Origin of the sequence: Solicola agrisoli, from assembly GCF_049059935.1 — a bacterium.
Classification (GTDB): domain Bacteria; phylum Actinomycetota; class Actinomycetes; order Propionibacteriales; family Nocardioidaceae; genus JAURVT01.
The window spans coordinates 32,476-53,029 of sequence record NZ_JBMGQR010000012.1; the positions used below are offsets into that span (position 1 = coordinate 32,476).

The 20,554-nt window shown below is 73.6% G+C and carries 19 protein-coding genes and 1 tRNA gene; 12 read left to right on the forward strand and 8 right to left on the reverse strand.

All coding sequences use genetic code 11. The annotated features are described in order from the left end of the window. Position 1: 1 nt before the first annotated feature. Entirely contained in the window at positions 2 to 1,261 is a 1,260-nt protein-coding gene (locus ACI6PP_RS06685) for an AI-2E family transporter (protein ID WP_421110160.1), read from the forward strand. A gap of 621 nt (positions 1,262 to 1,882) precedes the next feature. Here ACI6PP_RS06685 and ACI6PP_RS06690 read toward each other — a convergent pair. After that, positions 1,883 to 1,955 (reverse strand) — tRNA-Thr (locus ACI6PP_RS06690). A 172-nt stretch (positions 1,956 to 2,127) separates the two neighbouring features. On the opposite strand from ACI6PP_RS06690, the gene ACI6PP_RS06695 reads away from it, so the two are divergent. Continuing rightward, on the forward strand, positions 2,128 to 3,345 hold the full coding sequence (locus tag ACI6PP_RS06695; RefSeq protein WP_421110162.1) for a DUF4032 domain-containing protein: 1,218 nt from the start codon (positions 2,128 to 2,130) through the stop codon (positions 3,343 to 3,345). Here the strand turns inward: ACI6PP_RS06695 and ACI6PP_RS06700 are convergent. Then, entirely contained in the window at positions 3,342 to 3,968 is a 627-nt protein-coding gene (locus ACI6PP_RS06700) for an alpha/beta hydrolase (RefSeq protein WP_421110164.1), read from the reverse strand. The genes ACI6PP_RS06695 and ACI6PP_RS06700 overlap by 4 nt on opposite strands. Further along, on the reverse strand, positions 3,965 to 4,906 hold the full coding sequence (locus ACI6PP_RS06705) for a ring-cleaving dioxygenase (RefSeq protein WP_421110166.1): 942 nt from the start codon (positions 4,904 to 4,906) through the stop codon (positions 3,965 to 3,967). Before ACI6PP_RS06705 ends, ACI6PP_RS06700 begins: the two co-directional genes overlap by 4 nt. Before the next feature lie 139 nt (positions 4,907 to 5,045). Between ACI6PP_RS06705 and ACI6PP_RS06710 the strand changes: the two genes are divergently transcribed. The 6 genes from ACI6PP_RS06710 to ACI6PP_RS06735 all read left to right on the forward strand — a co-directional run bounded on the left by ACI6PP_RS06710 (position 5,046) and on the right by ACI6PP_RS06735 (position 10,124). Continuing rightward, positions 5,046 to 5,432 (forward strand): tetratricopeptide repeat protein, encoded by a 387-nt coding sequence (locus tag ACI6PP_RS06710; protein WP_421110168.1) that lies wholly within the window; start codon positions 5,046 to 5,048, stop codon positions 5,430 to 5,432. Positions 5,433 to 5,451: 19 nt separating this feature from the next. After that, positions 5,452 to 6,315 carry an ATP-grasp domain-containing protein gene (locus ACI6PP_RS06715; RefSeq protein ID WP_421110170.1) on the forward strand — a complete coding sequence of 288 codons (864 nt, stop codon included), beginning with the start codon at positions 5,452 to 5,454 and terminating at the stop codon, positions 6,313 to 6,315. Positions 6,316 to 6,410: 95 nt separating this feature from the next. Beyond that, the gene (locus ACI6PP_RS06720; RefSeq protein ID WP_421110172.1) at positions 6,411 to 7,214 is read left to right on the forward strand and encodes an ABC transporter permease; all 804 of its coding nucleotides are present in this window, start codon (positions 6,411 to 6,413) and stop codon (positions 7,212 to 7,214) included. Then, the gene (locus tag ACI6PP_RS06725) at positions 7,199 to 7,969 is read left to right on the forward strand and encodes an ABC transporter ATP-binding protein (protein WP_421110174.1); all 771 of its coding nucleotides are present in this window, start codon (positions 7,199 to 7,201) and stop codon (positions 7,967 to 7,969) included. The genes ACI6PP_RS06720 and ACI6PP_RS06725 overlap by 16 nt, the downstream gene beginning before the upstream one ends. After that, a complete protein-coding gene (locus tag ACI6PP_RS06730) occupies positions 7,966 to 8,985 on the forward strand; it encodes an ABC transporter substrate-binding protein (RefSeq protein ID WP_421110176.1) in 1,020 nt (339 codons plus the stop codon). The genes ACI6PP_RS06725 and ACI6PP_RS06730 overlap by 4 nt, the downstream gene beginning before the upstream one ends. After that, a complete protein-coding gene (locus ACI6PP_RS06735) occupies positions 8,982 to 10,124 on the forward strand; it encodes an LLM class flavin-dependent oxidoreductase (protein WP_421110178.1) in 1,143 nt (380 codons plus the stop codon). The genes ACI6PP_RS06730 and ACI6PP_RS06735 overlap by 4 nt, the downstream gene beginning before the upstream one ends. Here the strand turns inward: ACI6PP_RS06735 and ACI6PP_RS06740 are convergent. From ACI6PP_RS06740 to cysS, 3 genes are read right to left on the reverse strand one after another with little or no spacing between them, the layout of a single operon-like run. After that, the gene (locus ACI6PP_RS06740; RefSeq protein ID WP_421110180.1) at positions 10,121 to 10,738 is read right to left on the reverse strand and encodes a flavin reductase family protein; all 618 of its coding nucleotides are present in this window, start codon (positions 10,736 to 10,738) and stop codon (positions 10,121 to 10,123) included. The genes ACI6PP_RS06735 and ACI6PP_RS06740 overlap by 4 nt on opposite strands. A 1-nt stretch (position 10,739) precedes the next feature. Then, positions 10,740 to 11,681 (reverse strand): 23S rRNA (guanosine(2251)-2'-O)-methyltransferase RlmB, encoded by a 942-nt coding sequence (gene rlmB / locus ACI6PP_RS06745; RefSeq protein ID WP_421110182.1) that lies wholly within the window; start codon positions 11,679 to 11,681, stop codon positions 10,740 to 10,742. Continuing rightward, positions 11,681 to 13,153 (reverse strand): cysteine--tRNA ligase, encoded by a 1,473-nt coding sequence (gene cysS / locus ACI6PP_RS06750; RefSeq protein WP_421110184.1) that lies wholly within the window; start codon positions 13,151 to 13,153, stop codon positions 11,681 to 11,683. Before cysS ends, rlmB begins: the two co-directional genes overlap by 1 nt. Positions 13,154 to 13,243: 90 nt before the next feature. On the opposite strand from cysS, the gene ACI6PP_RS06755 reads away from it, so the two are divergent. The 3 genes from ACI6PP_RS06755 to lon all read left to right on the forward strand — a co-directional run bounded on the left by ACI6PP_RS06755 (position 13,244) and on the right by lon (position 18,012). Beyond that, positions 13,244 to 14,449 carry a C39 family peptidase gene (locus ACI6PP_RS06755; protein ID WP_421110186.1) on the forward strand — a complete coding sequence of 402 codons (1,206 nt, stop codon included), beginning with the start codon at positions 13,244 to 13,246 and terminating at the stop codon, positions 14,447 to 14,449. Between the two features lie 80 nt (positions 14,450 to 14,529). Then, positions 14,530 to 15,576 carry a C39 family peptidase gene (locus tag ACI6PP_RS06760; protein WP_421110188.1) on the forward strand — a complete coding sequence of 349 codons (1,047 nt, stop codon included), beginning with the start codon at positions 14,530 to 14,532 and terminating at the stop codon, positions 15,574 to 15,576. Positions 15,577 to 15,663: 87 nt separating this feature from the next. Further along, complete coding sequence (gene lon / locus ACI6PP_RS06765) at positions 15,664 to 18,012, forward strand: endopeptidase La (protein WP_421110189.1); 2,349 nt, start codon at positions 15,664 to 15,666, stop codon at positions 18,010 to 18,012. Positions 18,013 to 18,027: 15 nt separating this feature from the next. Here lon and ACI6PP_RS06770 read toward each other — a convergent pair whose 3' ends face one another. Next, a complete protein-coding gene (locus tag ACI6PP_RS06770; protein WP_421110191.1) occupies positions 18,028 to 19,566 on the reverse strand; it encodes a molybdopterin-dependent oxidoreductase in 1,539 nt (512 codons plus the stop codon). A 52-nt stretch (positions 19,567 to 19,618) separates the two neighbouring features. Here ACI6PP_RS06770 and ispF point away from each other — a divergent pair, with 52 nt between their 5' ends. Further along, the gene (gene ispF / locus ACI6PP_RS06775) at positions 19,619 to 20,122 is read left to right on the forward strand and encodes a 2-C-methyl-D-erythritol 2,4-cyclodiphosphate synthase (RefSeq protein WP_421110193.1); all 504 of its coding nucleotides are present in this window, start codon (positions 19,619 to 19,621) and stop codon (positions 20,120 to 20,122) included. Between the two features lie 5 nt (positions 20,123 to 20,127). Here the strand turns inward: ispF and ACI6PP_RS06780 are convergent, their stop codons facing one another. After that, positions 20,128 to 20,502, reverse strand: coding sequence for a nitrite reductase small subunit NirD (locus tag ACI6PP_RS06780; protein WP_421110194.1), 375 nt, complete (start codon positions 20,500 to 20,502; stop codon positions 20,128 to 20,130). Between the last annotated feature and the right edge of the window lie 52 nt (positions 20,503 to 20,554).

Consider the following 20,554-nt stretch of genomic DNA (forward strand, 5'->3'; position numbering starts at 1 on the left):
CGTGAGCAGCGCAGAGGTCCGCGACCGCGCCACGGTCTACGAGGCGGCGTTCCGTCGGACCGCGCGCGCGAGCTGGCGCCTGGTCGGCGTCACCCTCGCCCTCGTCGTTCTCGGCCTGGTGGTCAAGTACGCCTGGGTCGTCATCTTCCCGGTCGTGATGGCGCTGATCCTCACCACGGTGCTCGGCCCGCCGGCGGCCTTCCTGCGCAGGCGCAAGGTGCCCAGCGCCCTGGCCGCCCTGATCTCGGTGGTGTCGTTTCTCGTCATCGTCTTCGGCAGCTTCGCGCTGCTGGCGCCGTCGGTTGCGGGCCAGGTCGGCGACATCGCCAGCTCGGCGGTCAGCGGCCTGCAGCGCGTGCAGACCTGGGTGAGCGACGGCCCGCTCAACGTCTCCAGCGACCAGGTGGACCGGGCGATCAACGCGCTCCAGGAGCGGGTGCAGGACAGCGCGGCGGCCATCGGCTCGGGCGTCTTCTCGACGCTCAGCGCGGCGACGTCGGCGATCATCAACCTCGTCGTCATCCTCATGCTGACGTTCTTCTTCTCCAAGGACGGCCACAAGTTCCTGCCGTGGGTCACCCGCATCGGCGGCGCCCGCGTCGGCGGCCACCTGTGCGAGATCCTCCGTCGCTGCTGGAAGACGCTCGGCGGCTTCATCCGCACCCAGGGCCTGGTCAGCCTCATCGACGCCGTGCTCATCGGCGCCGGGCTGCTCATCCTCGACGTGCCGCTGGCCATCCCGCTCGCCGTCATCACGTTCTTCGGCGGGTTCATCCCCATCGTCGGCGCGTTCGTCAGCGGCGCGCTCGCGGTGCTCGTCTCGCTCGTCACCAACGACGTCCAGACGGCCCTGATCGTGGTGGCGATCATCGTCGCCGTGCAGCAGCTCGAGGGCAACGTGCTCTCGCCGTGGCTGCAGGGCAAGACGATGAACCTGCACGCGGCGGTCGTCCTGCTGTCCGTCACCGCCGGCGGCACCCTGTTCGGCATCACCGGCGCGTTCCTCGCCGTGCCCGCCGCCGCCACGGCCGCCGAGCTGCTCCGCTACCTGATCGAGCAGACCGACGAGGCCGTCGACGAGGCCGCCCCCGCCGTCGACGCCGTCGGCTCCATCCCTCCCCCGCGCGGCGACGAGCTCCCCTCCGAGGCCGAGACCGCCGCCGAGGCCCGCCGCATCCGCGACGAGGAGGCCGCCTCCGGTGACGACGTCGAGGTGGCCAAGACCACCGACGAGCCGCGGTCGGGGACCAAGCGGTCCTGACGCCGGCGGTGGGGTCGGGTGCGGCGCCGCGGGGGGGCTCGCCGACAGGCACCGAGGGACGGGTGGGCGTGGCCTGCTCGCCGCGGCCGGCCACTCGTCTCGGTGGGTGGACCGCCACGCCTCACCGGCACCAACCGTCACACCGACCGTGGCAGACGGTCGCGACCCACGGTGAATTCACCACGGGAAGCGACTGCTTGCCGTGGTCCGCACTCGACCGTCTCACCCCACGAGACGTGCAGCCAGCCGCCAACCCGATCCGCCGCAGACCCCCGTCCGTAGGTGCGCCCTTCCGGGTGCGGCGCCGCGGGGCGGCTCGCCGGCAGTCACCGAGGGACGGGTGGGCGTGGCCTGCGCGCCGCGGCCGGCCACTCGTCTCGATGGGTGGACCGCCACACCTCACCGGCACCAGTAGCCACACCGACCGCGGCAAACGGTCGCGACCCGCGGTGAATTCACCATGGGAAGCGACTGCTTGCCGTGGTCCGCGCCCGACCGTCTCACCCCACGAGACCCGCAGCCGGCCGCCGGCCCGATCCACCGCAGACCCCGTCCGTAGGTGCGCCCGTCGTCGTCGGAGCACCCCTGCGAGCGGAAGCGCTCGGTGGTCGGGAGGCCCGGAGCCGGTGACAGGAATCGAACCCGCGACATCTTCTTTACAAGAGAAGCGCTCTACCGTCTGAGCTACACCGGCGACGCGCCCGTGGGCGCGGCACCATCGTAGGGCCGACGTCACCGGCAGCCCGCTGCGCCCGTCCGGCCCGCACCCCGGCCCACCGGGAGAATCTGCGTCGACGCGGCATGGGCGGCCATATGCCGATTCCTCGGTGGACCCGCCGGCCCCGACGGCTGGGAGACTGGACCGCATGCCGATCCGCGTGCTGGCCACCCGCCCGTCGAAGGAGATCCTGGCGCTGCCGTGGGACCGGCCACTGGCGCAGTGGGGCGACCGCTACGAGGTGCCGCTCGCCCGCGGCATCCACCGCCACGTGGTGCGGTTCGTGCAGCTGGGGCCCGAGGTGGTGGTGATCAAGGAGACGCGGGAGCGGTACGCGCTCGGCGAGTACCAGATGCTGCGCAACCTCGGACGCCTCAACCTGCCGGTCGTCGAGCCGTGGGGGGTGGTCACCGGACGCGAGGACGCCGGCGGTCATCCGATCGAGCCGGCGCTCGTCACCCGGCACCTGTCACGCTCCCTGCCCTACCGCGCGCTGTTCTCCTCGCACCTGCAGGACGACACGCTCGAGCGGGTGATCGACGCGCTCGTGGTGCTGCTCGTCCGGCTGCACCTCGACGGGTTCTTCTGGGGCGACTGCTCGCTGTCCAACACGCTGTTCCGACGCAGCGCGGGCGAGTTCGCGGCGTACCTCGTGGACGCCGAGACCGGCGAGCTGCACGACAGCCTCACCGACGGCCAGCGCGACCACGACCTCGACCTGCTGCGCACCAACGTCTTCGGCGAGCTGCTCGACCTGCAGGCCGGCGGGCTCATCGCCGAGGACTTCGACGGGATCGAGGTCGTCGACCGCATCCGCGAGCGGTACGACGAGCTGTGGCACGAGCTCACCGGCGTGGAGGAGTTCGACCTGGACGAGATGTGGCGCATCGAGCAGCGGATCGCGCGGCTCAACACCGTGGGGTTCGACGTCGACGAGCTCGACGTCGTCACCGACGTGGGCGGCGCCACGGTGCGCATCCAGCCCAAGGTGGTCGAGGCCGAGCACCACGCGCGACGCCTGCAGGGCCTCACCGGCCTGGACCTCGACGAGCCCCAGGCCCGCCGCCTGCTCAACGACCTCGACGCGTTCACCGCGGCCCACGAGCTGCAGGAGCAGGACCCGATGATCGTCGCGCACCGCTGGCTGAACGAGGTCTACCGCCCGATCGAGGCGCTGCTGCCGGCCGACCTCCGCGCCACCGTCGAGACGCCCGAGGCGTTCCACCAGGTGCTCGAACACCGCTGGTTCCTGTCCGAGCGGGCCAGCCACGAGGTGAGCCTGGACGACGCCGCGCGCGACTACGTCGCCACGGTCCTGCCCGACGTCGCGAGCAGGATCCGGGCGGCGGAGACGTCGGTGGACTAGGCCGACAGGCGCGCGGCGATCCGCGGCAGCACCGCGGGGTCGAGCTGGTGCCCGCCCGGGTGCGGCAGCTCGGTGACGTCGGCGCCGCGCCCGCGCAGCTGCGCGACCAGCGTCTCGGTGTGCCAGGCGGTGGCCATCGGGTCGCGGTCGCCGTTCGACACCACGACGGGACGACCGGCGAGGTCCGGGCCGCCCGGCACCTCGGCGAAGGGAACCATGGCCGCGAGCAGGACGGCGCCGGCCAGCACCTCGGGGCGCCGCATCAGCAGCGCGGAGGCGATGTTGGCGCCGTTGGAGAAGCCCACCGCGACCCACGCCCCCGGCGCGACGCCGTGCTCGGCCGACGCCGCCGTGACGAAGTCGGCCAGCTCGTCGGTGCGCTCGCGCAGGTCGTCCTCGTCGAAGACGCCCTCGCGCAGGCGGCGGAAGAAGCGCGGCATCGGCCCCTCCATCACGGTGCCGCGCGGCGACAGCACCGCCGCACCCGGCGACAGGTGCTCGCGCAGCGGCAGCAGGTCGTGCTCGTCGCCGCCGGTGCCGTGCAGGAGCAGCAGCGGCGGGCCGGACGCGTCCTCCTCGGCCGGCAGGAAGACGTGCGGACGCTCGAGCGTCGCGCCGGTCACGGGACGTCCAGCGGGGGCAGCGCGGCCGCGATCTGCTCGCGGCTCGGCTCGAGCCACGGCGGCAGCTTCAGCGCGCGGCCCAGCTCGAGCAGCGGCTCGTCGATGTCGAAGCCGGGGGTGTCGGTGGCGATCTCGAACAGCACGCCGCCGGGCTCGCGGAAGTAGATCGACTTGAAGTACTGGCGGTCGCGGATGTCGGTGACCTGGACGCCACGCGACTGCAGCTCGTGCTGCCACTGCGTCATCGTGTCGAGGTCGGGCGCACGGAAGGCGATGTGGTGGACGGTGCCACCGGCCTGCCAGCCGCGGTCCTGGACACCGGCGGCGACGTCGACGAGCGCTCCCGTGCCGCCCTCGCCCATGCCGAACCGGGTCCGGTCGCCGTCCTCGCCGGTGAGGTCCATGCCGAGCAGGTCGGTGAGCATCGACGCGGACGGGTCGAGCTGCTTCTGCGACATCGTGACGGCGTGCAGCCCGCGCACGGCGTGCTCGGCGGGGATGTCGGCCACGCCGTCCCAGCCCGAGCGGTGGTCGCCGTCGGAGGCGACGAGGTCGATGACCATGCCGTCGGGGTCGCGGAAGGAGATCACGTCCTCGCCGTCACGGCTGACCGGCGAGTCGACGTCGACGCCGCGGTCCTTGAGGCGCTCGTGCCACCAGCCCATCGAGGAGCCGGGCACGCTGAACGCCGTGGAGGTGGTCATGCCCGCGCCCTGGCGTCCCTGCGGCACGTCGGGCCACGGGAAGAAGGTGAGGATGCTCGACGGGCTGCCGTGCTCGTCGCCGTAGTACAGGTGGTACGTGTCGGGAGAGTCGAAGTTGACCGTCTGCTTGATCAGGCGGAGCCCGAGCGCGCGGGTGTAGAAGTCGACGTTGGCCTGCGGGTCGGACGCGATGGCGGTGACGTGGTGCAGTCCCTGCGGGGCGACGGTGGTCATGGTGCCTCCTGGGTCGAAGACCACTAATTTAACATTCAACCACCGGCGCCGCAATCGGAGGACCGGTGCCGACGCGCCCGGAATGCCCGACCGGGGTCGTACGTTGGAGAGGCATCCACCGACGACCAGAGGAGCGACCATGAGCAACGACACCGCCTTCGACCTCGGTGCGCTGTACGAGTCCAACCCGTACCTGGCCTTCCGCGCCGCCGAGGACCTGCTCCAGCAGCGTCAGCCGCGCGAGGCCGCCCGCGTCGCCGAGCACGTCGTCGAGCACGACCCCGACAACGCCGCCGCGTGGGAGCTGCTCGGTCGCGCGCGCTTCGCCGCGGCCTGGCTCACCCCGGCCGAGGAGGCGTTCCGCCGGCTCGTCGAGCTCGAGCCCACCAGCGGCTGGGCGCACACCGCGCTCGGGCTCACCCTCGACCGCCAGAGCCGGCACCGCGAGGGCGCCGTCTTCCACAAGATGGCCGTCGCCATGGGCGAGGAGCCGGCCCGTCCGGTGCTGGTCGCGTCCGAGGACTGACTCGTCCTAGGGTCGCGCCATGAGTGTGCGCATCGCCCTGGCCACCGCACGCGAGGTGGCCGACCTCGACGACGAGGGGAAGCTGCTGGCGTCGGCCCTGCGGGAACGCGGGGCCGACGTCACGGCGGCGGTCTGGGACGACGCGGGCGTCGACTGGTCCGGGTTCGACCTCGTCGTCGTCCGCTCGACGTGGGACTACGCCACCCGCGTGGCCGAGTTCCTCGCCTGGGCCGAGGACGTCGAGGCCGTCACCGGCCTGGCGAACCCGCTGCCACTGCTGCGCTGGACCACCGACAAGCACTACCTGCTCGACCTCGCCGACGCCGGCGTGCCGATCGTCCCGTCGGAGTTCCTCGAGCCCGGTGACGACCCCACCCACGGCCTGCTCGACGTCGAGCACGTCGTCAAGCCGGCGGTGTCGGCCGGCTCCAAGGACACCCTGCTGCTCGGCGCCCACGAGGCGGACCGGTCGCGCGCCCATGCCGCACGCCTGCTCGACGAGGGGCGCAGCGTGCTCGTCCAGCCGTACGTGGCCGAGGTCGACGAGGCGGGCGAGACGGCGGTCGTGACGGTCGACGGCGACGCGTCGCACGCCATCCGCAAGGGCGCGATCCTGCAGCGCGGCGGCGACCTCGTCGAGGGCCTGTTCGCCCCCGAGGACATCACCGCGCGGGAGCCGAGCGACGACGAGGTCGCGGTCGCCGAGCGCGCGCTGGCCGCGGTCCCCGGCGGTGTGACACCCCTCTACGCACGCGTCGACCTGCTGCCGACCCCCGACGGACCCGTGGTGCTCGAGCTCGAGATGGCCGAGCCGTCCCTGTTCCTCGGCTTCGCCGACGGCGCCGCCGACCGCCTGGCCGACGCGGTCCTGCGACGGGCCTGAACCCGTCCGATACCACGACGAACCGCCCCTCTCGGTGTCGTCTCATACTGTAGTTAGCCAGTAGATTTAGTACCTCTGGATGACACGGTGGAGCCATGTCCGTCACCTCCGCCCCCGCCCCGACCGGCGCCCGTCCGCGACGACCTCGCCGCGGGTCGGCCGCGCTGCGCCGGTCGTTGAGCCCGCTGGCCGTCCTCGCGCTGTGGCAGCTCGCGTCGGTCTCCGGCGTCCTCCCCGAGGACAGGCTCGCTCCCCCGCTCCAGATCCTCGCCGCGATGGGCGAGGAGTGGCAGAAGGGCACGCTGCAGGACGCCACCGTCATCTCGGTGCAGCGGGTGGTGATCGGCTTCGGCGTCGGCGCCGCCGTCGCCCTGGTGCTGGCGACCGTCGCCGGGCTGTCACGCGTCGGCGACGACGTCGTCGACCCGCCCATGCAGATGCTGCGCACGGTGCCGCACTTCGGCCTGCTGCCGCTGCTGGTGCTGTGGCTCGGGATCGACGAGTCGCCGAAGATCGCCTTGATCGCGCTCGGCGTCGCGTTCCCGCTCTACGTCAACACCGTGGCCGGCATCCGCGGCGTCGACCCCAAGTTCCTGGACGCCGCCCGCGCGCTGCGGCTGTCGTGGTGGGGACGCCTGCGCCACGTCGTCGCCCCCGGCGCGCTGCCGTCGCTGCTCGTCGGCCTGCGCCTGAGCCTCGGCGTCGCCTGGCTCTCGCTGATCGTGGCCGAGCAGATCAACGCCACCAGCGGCATCGGATACCTGGTGTCCGACGCCGCCTCCTTCGGCCGCACCGACGTCGTCGTCGGCGGCCTGATCATCTACAGCCTGCTCGGACTGGCGACCGACGCCCTCGTCCGACTGATCGAGAGGAAGGCCCTCGCATGGCGACTCGGCTGAGCCCCGTCCCCCGCACGTCCACCGACCCCGCCGTCCGTGTCCGCGGCCTGCGCCGCGCGTTCGGCGAGCACGTGGTGCTCGACGACCTCGACCTCGACGTCGCGCCGGGCGAGCTGGTCGCGCTGCTGGGACGCAGCGGCTCGGGCAAGTCGACCCTGCTGCGCACCCTCGCGGGCCTCGACCCGGTGACGCACGGAAGCGCCGACGTGGCGGGCACCGTCTCCGTCGCGTTCCAGGAGCCGCGGCTGTTGCCGTGGCGACGCGTCGCCGACAACGTCGCGCTCGCCCTGCGTGACGGCAGCCGCGCCGAGCGGCGCGAGAGGTCGCGATCGGCTCTCGACGAGGTGGGGCTCGGCGAGAAGGCCGACGTCTGGCCGGTCACGCTGTCCGGCGGCCAGGCGCAGCGCGCGTCCCTGGCCCGAGCCCTGGTCCGCGCCCCCGACCTGCTGCTGCTCGACGAGCCGTTCAGCGCACTCGACGCGCTCACCCGGATCGAGATGCACGACCTCGTCCTGCGCCTGTGGCGCGAGCACCGGCCCGCCGTCCTCCTCGTCACCCACGACGTCGACGAGGCGCTGGCTCTCGCCGACCGCGTCCTGGTCGTCGACCGGGGACGCATCCGCCACGAGGTCCGCGTCGACGACGCCCGCCCGCGCGAGCCCGAGTCCCTCGCCGAGCGACGAGCCGAGCTGCTCGGCGTCCTCGGCGTCACCCCCAACGACCGCACCACCGACCGCAAGGAGCACGCATCGTGAACCGCCCCGTCCCCCTCGTCACCACCCTCGCCGCCGGTCTCCTGGCCCTGACGGCGTGCGGCGGCAGCAGCAACGCCGACGCGGTCGCGGACGACGGCAGCGTCGACCTGTCCAAGGTGACGCTCGTCGTCGGCGACCAGAAGGGCGGCTCCGAGGCCCTGCTCACCGCATCGGGCGACCTCGACGAGGCCGAGTACGACATCGAGTTCAAGCCGTTCACGTCCGGCCCGCCGCTGCTCGAGGCCGTCAGCAGCGGAGCCGTCGACGTCGGCGGCGTCGGCAACACGCCGCCGCTGTTCGCGATCGACCAGGACAAGGACCTGAAGATCGTCTCCGCCAACGACCAGGGCGCCACCGGCGACGCGATCATCGTGCCCCGGGGCTCGCGGGCGACGTCCGTGGCGCAGCTGAAGGGCAAGAAGATCGCGGTGGCCAAGGGCAGCTCGGCCAACTACAACCTGGTCGCGCAGCTCGAGGACGCCGGCCTCACCCTCGACGACGTCGAGCCCGTGTGGCTCCAGCCCACCGAGGGACTGGCGGCCTTCCGCGGCGGCTCGGTCGACGCGTGGGCGATCTGGGACCCCTTCACCTCCCAGGCCGAGCTCGGCTCGGACGCACGCGTGCTGTCCGACGGCGCCGGTCTCGTCAACGGCCTGGGCTTCCAGGTCGCCTCCGACGACGCCCTCGACGACGAGGCCACGCGGGCCGCGATCGAGGACTACCTCGGACGGCTCGCGTCCGCCCAGACGTGGGCCGCGGACCACAAGGCGGAATGGTCAGCCGCGTGGGCGAAGGAGACGGGGCTCCCGCGCGAGGTCACCGACCGGGCCACGACGCGCCGCGCGTACGCCCCCATCCCGATCGACGCCCAGGTGGTCGCGTCCGAGCAGGAGATGTGGGACGCGTTCGCCGCGCAGGGCCAGGTGAGCGGCGACCCCGACCTGGGGAAGTACTTCGTCACCGACTTCAACGACGCGGTGGCGAAGGCCGCCGCCGAGCAGAAGGCGGCCTCGTGAACCTTGCGCTCCACTGGTTCCTGCCCACCACCGGCGACGGCCGGACGCTCGTCGGCGGCGGCCACTCGGTGCCCCAGGACATCGGGCGCGGCCCCGGCGCCGCCGGCAGCGCGGCGCGGTTCCGTCCACCGACCATCGAGTACCTCGCCCAGGTGGCCAGGACGGCCGACACGCTCGGCTTCACCGGCGTGCTCACGCCGACGGGCACCTGGTGCGAGGACTCCTGGCTGACGACGGCCGCGCTGCTGCGCGAGACGACCAACCTGAAGTTCCTCGTCGCGTTCCGGCCCGGCGCACTGAGCCCGACCCTCGCCGCCCAGATGGCCGCGACCTACCAACGGATCTCCGGAGGCCGGCTGCTGCTCAACATCGTCACCGGCGGCGACGCGTCCGAGCAGCGACGCTTCGGCGACCCCGAGTCGTTCGGGTCGGCCGACCGCTACGCCCGGACCGACGAGTTCCTCAGCGTGCTGCGCGGAGCCTGGCGCCCCGAGGGCGTCGACTTCAGCGGCGAGTTCTACGACGTCCGCGACGCACGCGTCCGCGAGGTGCCCGACCCCCTGCCCGAGATCTACTTCGGCGGGTCATCGGCGCCCGCGGGTCCCGTCGCAGCCAAGCACGTGGACGTCTACCTGACGTGGGGCGAGCCGCCGTCGGCCGTCGCCGAGAAGCTGGACTGGATGCGCGGGCTGGCCAAGGAGCAGGGACGCACGCTGCGCTTCGGCATCCGGCTGCACGTCATCACCCGCGACACCTCCGAGGCGGCCTGGGCCGTCGCGCAGCAGATGCTCGACGAGCTCGACCCGTCCGACGTCGCCCGCGCCCAGGAGGCGCTCGCGTCGAGCCAGTCGGTCGGGCAGCAGCGGATGCGCGCGCTGCACGACGGGGGCGGACGCGGCCACGCCGACGCGCACGACCTCGAGGTCCACCCGGGCCTGTGGGCCGGCATCGGGCTGGTGCGCGGCGGCGCCGGCACCGCCCTCGTGGGCAGCCACGCCGAGGTCGCCGAGCTGATCGCCCAGTACCACGCGCTCGACATCGACGAGCTCGTGCTGTCGGGCTACCCCCACGTCGAGGAGGCCTACTGGTTCGCCGAGGGCGTCAAGCCCGTCCTGCGCCGGCAGGGACTCCTCGCCTAGGCGGGGCGGTAGCCCTCTGGCCAGTCGGCGTAGCGGATGCGGGCGATGTCGCGGATCTCTCCTGCGGTGCCCCACTCGTTCGCGCCGAGCCGCGAGAGCGGGAGCAGGCGGGTGATCTCGGGGTGGTCGCCGTCGAGGACCGCGTCGTCGACGGCGGCGTGCACCACGCGTCCGAACACCACGGTCGAGCCGCCGAACGACACGGTGCTGTGCAGCACGCACTCGAGCGCGACGGGCGACGCCGCCACGCGCGGCGCCGCGACCCGCAGGCTGGGCTCGCGGTCGAGGCCGACGGCGTCGAACTCGCTGGTTCCCGCCGGGAAGTCGGTGCCGGTGGCGTTGACCTGCTCGAACAACGGCTCGGGCGTCAGCGCGACGACGAACTCGCCGGACGCCTCGATGTTGGTGAGCGAGTCCTTGCGGCCCACCGAGGTGAACTGCACGATCGGCGGTGACACCGACGCGACCGTGAAGAACGAGTGCGGCGCGAGGTTGTCGACGCCGTCGGGCGACACCGACGACACCCACGCGATCGGCCGCGGCACCACCACGGAGTTCAGGAGCTGGTAGAACGCCCCGCCGTCCATCTCGGCGGGGTCGAAGTCACGGCGCACGTCAGCCCCGCCGACGCTGGTCGACCGCGTACAGCGCGACGCCCGCGGCGACGCCGGCGTTGAGCGACTCCAGGCCCGAGGCCATCGGGATCGAGACGAGCACGTCGCACGACTCCGAGACCAGGCGCGACAGGCCCTTGCCCTCGCTGCCGACGACGAGCACCAGCGGCCCGTCGGCGAGGTCGAGGTCGGGCAGGGACACCTCGCCGTCGGCGGCCAGGCCGGCCACCATCAGGCCGGCCTCCTGGTACGCCTTGATCTGACGGGTGAGGTTGACCGCGCGAGCGACGGGCAGCCGGGCCGCGGCGCCGGCCGACGTCTTCCAGGCCGAGGCCGTCATGCCGGCCGCGCGACGCTCGGCGACGACGACGCCGTGCGCGCCGAAGCCGGACGCCGAGCGCACCACGGCACCGAGGTTGCGCGGGTCGGTGACGCCGTCGAGCATCACCACGAGGGCGGGCTCGCCGGCCTCGTCGGCGCGGTCGAGGAAGTCGTCGGGGTGCGCGTAGTCGTACGGGGGGATCTTCGCGGCGACGCCCTGGTGGACGGCGCGGTCGGTCATCCGGTCGAGCTCGCCGCGGCCCACCTCGAGCAGCGCGATGCCGCGGTCGGCGGCGATCTTGAAGATCTCGCGCAGACGGTCGTCGCGCTCGGCGCCCTCGGCGACGTAGAGGGTCGTGACGGGCACGCCCTCGCGCACCAGCTCGACGACCGGGTTGCGCCCGGCCACCCACTCGGTGCCGTCGCCCTTGGACTTGCGGGGACGCTGCTGCGGCGGGCCGCCCTGCTTCTTGGCGGCGTACGCCTTGTGGTTGGGACGGTCCTCGGCCTTGGGCGTGGGGCCGCGGCCCTCGAGCCCGCGGCGGATCCGTCCGCCGGACCCCGCCGTGCGCTCGCCCTTGGAGCGGTTGACCGCCCCGCGTCGCTGGCTGTTGCCTGGCATCAGTGCACCTTCTCGGATGTCGTGTTCGTGGTGCCGGCGAGCTCCCAGCGGGCCCCGTCCGGCGTGTCGGTGACCAGGACGCCGGCCGCGGCGAGCTGGTCGCGCACGGCGTCGGCGGTGGCCCAGTCCTTGGCCTCGCGGGCGGCCGCCCGGGCGGCCACCAGGGTCTGCACCAGCGCGTCGAGCGCCGCGTGCTCGTCCGAGCCGTCGTCGGACGCGGTGCGCCACACCGGCGACAGCGGGTCGAGCCCGAGGACGTCGAGCATCCGTCGCGCGGCGGCCAGCTCGGACACCAGCGCGTACGCGGTGGGTCCCTCGCCGGGGCCGACGTCGGCCAGCAGCTTGTTGCCCGTGCGAACCGTCTCCTGCAACGCGGCGAGCGCGGACGGCACGGACAGGTCGTCGTCCATCGCGGCGGCGAACGCGGGCGTCACGGCACCGCCGAGCTCGGCGAGGTCGTCGGGGCTCTGCGTCACCTCGCTCGCGCGGCGGACGAAGTGCTCGATGCGGCCGAACGCGGTGGCCGCCTCGGCCAGCGACGCGTCGGAGTACTCGACCACCGAGCGGTAGTGCGCGGCGACGAGGTAGTAGCGGACGTCGATCGGACGGAAGCGGCGCGTGACCTCCGAGACCAGCGCGGAGTTGCCCATCGACTTGGACATCTTCTCGCCCGCCGTGGTGACCATCGCGTTGTGCATCCACAGGCGCGCGAACCGCTGCCCCGCGGCGCGGGACTGCGCGAGCTCGTTCTCGTGGTGCGGGAAGCGGAGGTCGAGCCCGCCGCCGTGGACGTCGAACTCGTCGCCGAGGTACTTGCCGGCCATGGCCGAGCACTCCAGGTGCCAGCCGGGGCGGCCGCGTCCCCACGGGGTGGGCCACGACGCGGTGTCGGGCTCGCCCTCCTTGTGGCCCTTCCAGAGCGCGAAGTCGCGCGGGTCGCGCTTGCCGCGCGGGTCGGCGTCGCCGGCGGGCTCCATGTCGGCGATCCTCTGGTGCGACAGCTCGCCGTAGGACGGCCAGGAGCGCACGTCGAAGTAGACGTCGCCCGACCCGTCCTCGGCGGCGTAGGCGTGGCCGGCCTCGATCAGGGTGGCGATCATCTCGAGCATCTCGGGGACGTGGCCCGTCGCGCGCGGCTCGTAGGTGGGCGGCGCGCAGCCCAGCGTCGCGTAAGCGGCGTGCAGCGCGCGCTCGTTGGCGTACGCGTGCGCCCACCACGGGCGTCCGAGCTCGGCGGACTTGGCGATGATCTTGTCGTCGATGTCGGTGATGTTGGCGACGATGGTCACCTCGAGGCCCTCGTGCTCGAGCCAGCGCCGCAGGACGTCGAAGACGACCTCCTTGCGGATGTGGCCCAGGTGCGGAGGGCCCTGCACGGTCAGGCCGCAGTGGTAGATCGACGCACGTCCGGGCTGGACGGGCACGAAGTCGACGACCTGCTTGCTGGCGCTGTCGTGGAGGCGGAGTCTCACCTGCCCAGCCTAGAGGTGTCGGCGGTGCTGCGGCGAAAGCGTCCGCGCGGAACCGGTGACGCCGTGGCGATCTGGGCCTAGTCTGTTTGGGTGAGAATCACTCCTGTCACACGCGTCACCGCCGTCGCGGTCGCCACCGCCCTGTCCGGCGCGCTCCTCGCGCTCGTCCCGGCAGGCGCCCAGGCCGCCGCCGGGCCCGTCGGCACCACCCGCTGGGTGACCAACGCGCAGCTCGCCCAGGGCAGCGTCGCGGGCACGCGGGTGTCCGGAGGATCGATCAAGCACGCGAAGAAGGTCGGCAAGGCCACCGTCGCGGGCAAGACGTACACGTGGTCGCGCTGGACGTCGCCGTGGGCGTCGACCGGCTTCGCCGCCACCGAGGTGATCCCGTCGTGGAACGCCAAGACGCCCAAGGGCTCGCTCGTCCAGGTGCAGGTGCGCGTGCGCACCACCGGCGGCCGCACCGGCTCGTGGGACACCGTCGCCGACTGGGCCTCGGCCGACACCGTCGTCAAGCGCCGCTCGGGCACCGCGCAGACCGACGACGTCGCGCGCGTCGTGGCCGACACCGTCCGCGCCACCGGCTCCAACACCATCGGCGCCTGGCAGGTCCGCCTCAAGCTGATGCGACGCGCCGGCGCCAAGGCCGCCACGGTGCAGTCCGTCGGCGCCACCTTCTCGGCCGCCCGCGGCGTGCCCGCCACCAGCCGCACCACGATGACGCGCACCACCCGCCTGGCCGTGCCGCAGTACTCGCAGATGATCCACCTCGGCGAGTACCCGAAGTGGAACGGCGGCGGCGAGGCCTGGTGCTCGCCCACCTCCACCACGATGGTGCTGCGCTACTACTCCTCGGGCCCCACCGCCAAGCAGTACGCGTGGGTGAACAAGAAGTACCGCGACCGCTTCGTCGACCACGGCGCCCGTCAGACCTACGACTACCGCTACGGCGGCACCGGCAACTGGTCGTTCAACACCGCCTACGCCGGCTCGTTCGGCCACGACGCCCACGTCGCCCGCCTGCGCGACCTGCGCGACGCCGAGGCGCTGATCAAGGCCGGCACCCCCGTGATCGTCTCGATCGAGTTCTCCCGCGGCCAGCTCTCCGGCGCCCCCATCTCCTCGACCGCGGGCCACGTGGTCGTCATCACCGGCTTCACCGCCGACGGCAAGGTGCTGGTCAACGACCCGGCCGGCGCCACCAACGGCGCCGTCCAGCGCACCTACGACCGGGCCCAGTTCGAGCGTGCCTGGATCGGTGGCAGCAACGGGACGGCGTACGTGATCAAGCGCTGAGCGCCTGGGTGGCGGCCGACGCTGCCGGCGCGGCTGCCTGGCCCGGATCGTCTGCGTCGGCCCGAACTAGCCTGGGCCGGGTGACAGCACCCGACCGCGACCTCCACCTCGCCCGCTGGACCCCGGACCCCGCGCACGACCCGTCCGAGCCGTGGGTGTCACCGGTCGTCGAGGTGGGCTTCGACGTGGCGTCGGCGCTGCCGTCGTGGTCGGCCGAGACGCCGGAGGGTGCCTGGGTCGACGTCGCGGTGCGGCGGGGGCCGGACGACCCCTGGTACATGCTCGCCCGCTGGTCGTCCACCCACCAGGGCCGGACGACCTTCGGACGCGACACCGACGGGCTGGTGCGGCGACACGACGACGAGCTGGTCGTGGACGTCGCCGCGGGCTGGCGCACCGCGCAGCTGTCGCTGGCCCCGTTCCGCACCGGGGACGGGGCGTGGCCGCGCATGCGGTCGGCGTCGCTGCTGCTCTCGGGCGAGGCCGTGGCGGAGGCCGACGCCGGCACGCCGTCGGGGGTGGCGCACGCCGTCGACCTGCCCGCCTACTCCCAGCAGCTGCACCGCGACCTCACCGACCACCCCGGTGGCGGCGGGCGGGCCTGGTGCTCCCCCACCGCCGTCAGCATGGTGCTCGACCACTGGGGTGCCGGACCGCCGACGCCGTCCGGTGGCAGCACCCGCGACGACGTCGTCCCGCTCGCCGCCGCCGCCGTCTTCGACTCCGGGTACGCCGGCACCGGCAACTGGGCGTTCAACACCGCCTACGCCGCGGGGCTCGGCGTCGACGCGTTCGTCACCCGCCTGCGCTCGCTCGAGGAGGCCGAGCTGTTCACCCGCGCGGGCATCCCGCTGGTCATCTCGATGGTGTTCGGCGCCGACGAGCTCGACGGCGCCGGGTTCGACACCCAGGGCCACCTGATGGTGCTGCACGGCTTCGACGCGGCGGGCGACGTCCTCGTCCACGACCCCGCCTCGCACCTCGAGCGCAGCAACGACGCCGTGCCGCGGACCTACCGTCGCGACCAGGTCGCGCGGGCCTGGCTCGGGCGGGCCAGCGGCGTCGCGTACGTCCTGCACCCGGCCGACGTCCCGCTGCCGGCGGCTCCCGCGGGCGCAGCCTGGTAGCCGCTGTCCGCCGTCGGTGAACGCCGGAAGCACCGGGGCACCTGCGAGGTTGAGTGCATCAGGCTCAACTCCGAAAGAGGCTCCACCATGACCGACACCACCACCGAGACCGTGCGTCTCCCCGTCCTCTTCCTGTCCGACCAGGTCGTCCTGCCCGGGATGGTCGTGCCGGTCGAGCTGGACGAGGCCGCGCGCGCCGCCGTCGACGCCGCCCGTGCGGGCAGCGACGAGCGCCTGCTCCTCGCGCCGCGGCTCGACGACCGCTACGCCACCTACGGCGTCGTCGCCGAGATCGTCCAGGTCGGACGGCTCGCCAGCGGCGAGCCCGCCGCCGTCCTGCGCGCGGGCAGCCGCGTCCACATCGGCAGCGGCGTGGCCGGCCCCGGTGCCGCGCTCTGGGTCGAGGCCGACGTCGTCGCCGACCCCGAGCCCACCGACGCCACCCGCGAGCTCGCCACCGAGTACCGCGGCCTGCTCGTCGCGACGCTGCAGCGCCGCGACGCCTGGCAGGTCATCGACCAGGTGAACCGCATCGCCGAGCCGTCCGCGCTGGCCGACACCGCCGGCTACGCGTCGTGGCTCGACGACTCCCAGAAGCGCCTGCTGCTCGAGACGCCCGACGTCGACGAGCGCCTGCGCACGCTGACCGGCTGGGTGCGCGACCACCTCGCCGAGGCCGAGGTCACCGACACCATCGCCGAGAACGTCCGCGAGGGCATGGACAGGACGCAGCGCGAGTTCCTGCTGCGCCAGCAGCTCGCCGCGATCCGCAAGGAGCTCGGCGAGGGCGAGCCCGAGGGCTCGGACGACTACCGCGCCCGCGTCGAGGAGGCCGACCTCCCCGAGGCCGTCCGCACCGCCGCGCTGCGCGAGGTCGACAAGCTCGAGCGCGGCAGCGAGCAGAACCCCGAGACCGGGTGGATCCGCACCTGGCTCGACACCGTCCTCGAGCTGCCCTGGAACGAGCGCACCCAGGACTCCACCGACGTCACCGCGGCGCGCGCCGTCCTGGACGCCGACCACCACGGCCTCGACGACGTCAAGGACCGGATCGTCGAGCACCTCGCCGTCCGCGCCCGTCGCACCGAGCGCGGCCTCGGCGTCGTCGGCGGACGCGGCTCGGGTGCCGTCCTGGCGCTCGCCGGCCCTCCCGGGGTCGGCAAGACGTCGCTGGGAGAGAGCGTCGCTCGCGCCCTGGGCCGGAAGTTCGTCCGCGTCGCCCTCGGCGGCGTGCGTGACGAGGCCGAGATCCGCGGCCACCGCCGCACCTACGTCGGGGCCCTGCCCGGACGCATCGTCCGCGCGATCGCCGAGGCGGGCTCGATGAACCCCGTCGTGCTGCTCGACGAGATCGACAAGGTCGGCGCGGACTACCGCGGCGACCCCAGCGCGGCCCTGCTCGAGGTGCTCGACCCGGCGCAGAACCACACGTTCCGCGACCACTACCTCGACCTGGACCTCGACCTGTCCGACGTCCTGTTCCTGGCCACGGCCAACGTCGTCGAGCAGATCCCGGCGCCGCTGCTCGACCGGATGGAGCTGGTGACCCTCGACGGGTACACCGAGGAGGACAAGGTCGCCATCGCGCGCGACTACCTGCTCCCCCGCCAGCTCGACCGGGCCGCGCTCACCACGGACGAGGTCGCCGTCACCGACGGCGCCCTGCGTCAGATGGCCGCCGACCACACTCGCGAGCCGGGCGTGCGCCAGCTGGAGCGGCTGATCGCCAAGGCGCTGCGCAAGGCCGCGACGCGCCTGGCCGGACCCGACGCGCCCGCGACCGTCACGATCGACGAGCAGACGCTCACCGACCTGGTCGGACGCCCCCGGTTCACCCCCGAGGCGCACGAGCGCACGTCCGTCCCCGGCGTCTCGACGGGCCTCGCGGTCACCGGGCTCGGCGGCGACGTGCTGTTCGTCGAGGCAGGCCGCACCGACGGCGACCCGGGCCTGACGCTCACCGGTCAGCTCGGCGACGTGATGAAGGAGTCCGCGCAGATCGCGCTGTCCTACGTCCGGGCCCACGCCAGGGAGCTGGGCGTCGACCCGGCGGTGCTCGACGGGCGCATCCACGTGCACGTGCCAGCCGGCGCGATCCCCAAGGACGGCCCGTCCGCGGGCGTCACGATGGTGACGGCGCTGGTGTCGATGGCCACCGGTCGTCCCGTGCGCGGCGAGGTGGGCATGACCGGCGAGGTCACCCTCAACGGCCGGGTGCTGCCGATCGGCGGGCTCAAGCAGAAGCTGCTCGCCGCCCAGCGGGCCGGCCTGACGCAGGTGTTCGCCCCGGCACGCAACGAGCCCGACCTGGACGACGTGCCGGCCGAGGTGCTCGACGCGGTCCAGGTGACGCTGGTCGCCGACGTCGCCGACCTGCTCGCCCAGGCCCTCACCCCCGCCCAGGCGGACGAGGGCGACCAGGCGCAGGCCGCCTGACGGGCGGGGACTCGGTCAGCGGACGGTGATGCTGACCGAGTCCCAGCCGGTGGCGCCGTCGGGGAGGACGTCGGCGCGCTCGGAGGTCTGGGTGTAGCCGCTGCGGTCGGTGGCGCGCACCTGGATGACGTGGTCGCCGGGCTCGGCGTCCCACTCCACGACCCACTGCACCCAGGTGTCGACGTTCGGCACGCGTCCCAGGCGCGCCTGCTGCCAGCGGCCGTCGCCGACCTTGATCTCCACCTTCTCGATGCCGGTGTGCTGCGCCCAGGCCACGCCCGCGACGGCCACGGTGCCGGCGTCGACGTCCGAGCGGGGCGTGTCGATGCGCGACTGCGTCTTGACCGGCCCCTTCTCGCCCCAGCCGCGCTGGGTCCAGTAGGCGTCGATGTCGTCGAAGCGGGTGACCTCCCAGTCCACGACCCACTTGGTCGCCGAGACGTACCCGTAGAGGCCGGGCACCACCTGGCGCACCGGGAACCCGTGCTCGATCGGCAGCGGCTCGCCGTCCATCGCCACCGCGAGCAGGGCGTCGCGGCCGTCGGTGAGCGCCTCGATCGGGGTGCCGCACGTCCAGCCGTCCTCCGACGTCGACAGCAGCGCGTCCGCGCCCCGCTGGACGCCGGCCTCGGCGAGGATGCCCGCGATCGGCACGCCCGACCAGACGGTGTTGCCGATCAGGTCGCCGCCCACCTCGTTGGAGACGCAGCACAGCGTCACCCAGGCGTCGCTCAGGCCGCGGTCGAGCAGGTCCTGGTAGGTCAGGGTGATCTCGCGGTCGACCATGCCGTGGATGCGCAGCGACCACTCCGCGGGATCGATGGACGGCGTGCTGAGCGCGGTGTCGATCCGGTAGAACTCGCTCGAGGGCGTGAGGAACGGTGACACCCCGTCCACGCCCAGGTCGGCGCCGGCCGGCACCACGGCGGGACGGACGGGCAGGCGCAGCGTCGATCGCGCGCCCTCCGCGGCCCGCCGTCCGGCGCCGACGACGCGGCTCGCGCCGCCGAGCACGACCGCACCGGCCACCACCACGGCCACCTCCACCAGGAAGCGTCGACGGTTCTCACCGTCGGCCTGCTCGGTGCGGGGCCGCAGCAACCAGCGCGCGACGGTGACGGTGATGATGCCGCCGACCAGCGGCGACACCGCGTCCAGCTGCCCGGAGTCCGGACGGGACACGACGGCGACCGCGCCGGCGACCGCGACGGCGATGAAGCCCGCGGCGGCCCAGCCCGGTCGGCGCACCACCTGGGTGCCGAGCACGGCGCCCAGCAGGACGACGACGACCACGACGGCCGACACCAGCGCCGGCTTGTCGGCCGTGCCGAGCAGGTCGATGGCCGGACGGGCCAGCGCTCCCGGGGCGGCGGCGATGACGGCCTCGCCGGTCGCCACGACCGGGGAGGCGGACGCCCCGAGCACCCGCGCGACGACCTCGGTGACCGCGAGGCCGACGAGTGCCGCGACGGTCCCGGCGACGACGGCCGCACCCCGGCCCGGCGTCTCCGTCGGCGGTGTCGTCCCTGAACTGGTCTGCGTGCTCGTTGCCACCCCACCATCCTGCCTCGCGGGGTGAACCCGCACGTGCGGGAGGATGGGCCGCATGGCTCCCGAGGTCCCCCTGCCCCGCGTCGGCACCGGCGTCGACGTGCACCGCCTCACCGCCGACCGTCCGCTCTGGGTGGCCGGGCTGCACTGGCCCGACGAGCCGCGCGGCCTCGACGGCCACTCCGACGCCGACGTGGTGTGCCACGCGCTGTGCGACGCGCTGCTGGCCGCCGCCGGCCTGGGCGACCTCGGCACCAACGTGGGGACCTCCGACCCCGCCTGGGCCGGCGCGAGCGGCGCCGACCTGCTCGCCGAGATCGTCCGTCGGGTCCGGGCCGCGGGGTTCGCGGTCGGCAACGCGTCGGTGCAGCTGGTGGGTGGCGTCCCCCGTCTCGGTGCACGCCGCGCCGAGGCGGAGGCGCTGCTGACACGCACCGTCGGCGCCCCCGTGTCGCTGTCGGCCACCACCACCGACGGTCTCGGCCTGACCGGCCGCGGCGAGGGCCTGGCCGCGATCGCGACGGCGCTCGTCGTCCCGACGGGCGCCTCGCGGGCCTGAGGAGCTCAGGTCGGACGGACGCGCACCGTCACCGACACCTCGACGTGCCCGTCGACCAGACGGGTGTCGTAGGCCGGGAGCGACGGCTCGGGCTGCTCGAGCCCCTCACCCGTCGCGAGGTCGAACAGCTGGTGGCCGGCCGGCGCGGCGACGTACGGGCGGCCCGAGCGACGCCCGACGATCCCGCGGGCCATCGTCGGCGTCCCGGCGTACGGATCGCGGTTGCCGACGGCGTGCACCGTCCGCTCGCCCGTGCGGAACAGCGCGATCTGCTTGCCGCGCACCAGGGCGGACACGCCGACGTCGACCTCGAGGTCGGCCGTGGCGCAGACCCTGACCCACCGGGCGGCGGTGGTGGTGGGCGCCGTCCCTCTGACCATGCATGGACGCTAGGCACCGGGCGTTTCAACGGCGCTACGCCACGTAACGGGC

What these genes read in the sequence shown, in the direction of transcription:
- ACI6PP_RS06695 (WP_421110162.1), top strand. Translation starts at nt 2,128, where the DNA reads ATGCCGATCCGCGTGCTGGCCACCCGCCCGTCGAAGGAGATCCTGGCG.
- ACI6PP_RS06705 (WP_421110166.1), bottom strand. Translation starts at nt 4,906, where the DNA reads ATGACCACCGTCGCCCCGCAGGGACTGCACCACGTCACCGCCATCGCG.
- ACI6PP_RS06710 (WP_421110168.1), top strand. Translation starts at nt 5,046, where the DNA reads ATGAGCAACGACACCGCCTTCGACCTCGGTGCGCTGTACGAGTCCAAC.
- ACI6PP_RS06715 (WP_421110170.1), top strand. Translation starts at nt 5,452, where the DNA reads ATGAGTGTGCGCATCGCCCTGGCCACCGCACGCGAGGTGGCCGACCTC.
- ACI6PP_RS06720 (WP_421110172.1), top strand. Translation starts at nt 6,411, where the DNA reads ATGTCCGTCACCTCCGCCCCCGCCCCGACCGGCGCCCGTCCGCGACGA.
- ACI6PP_RS06725 (WP_421110174.1), top strand. Translation starts at nt 7,199, where the DNA reads ATGGCGACTCGGCTGAGCCCCGTCCCCCGCACGTCCACCGACCCCGCC.
- rlmB (WP_421110182.1), bottom strand. Translation starts at nt 11,681, where the DNA reads ATGCCAGGCAACAGCCAGCGACGCGGGGCGGTCAACCGCTCCAAGGGC.
- lon (WP_421110189.1), top strand. Translation starts at nt 15,664, where the DNA reads ATGACCGACACCACCACCGAGACCGTGCGTCTCCCCGTCCTCTTCCTG.
- ispF (WP_421110193.1), top strand. Translation starts at nt 19,619, where the DNA reads ATGGCTCCCGAGGTCCCCCTGCCCCGCGTCGGCACCGGCGTCGACGTG.
- ACI6PP_RS06780 (WP_421110194.1), bottom strand. Translation starts at nt 20,502, where the DNA reads ATGGTCAGAGGGACGGCGCCCACCACCACCGCCGCCCGGTGGGTCAGG.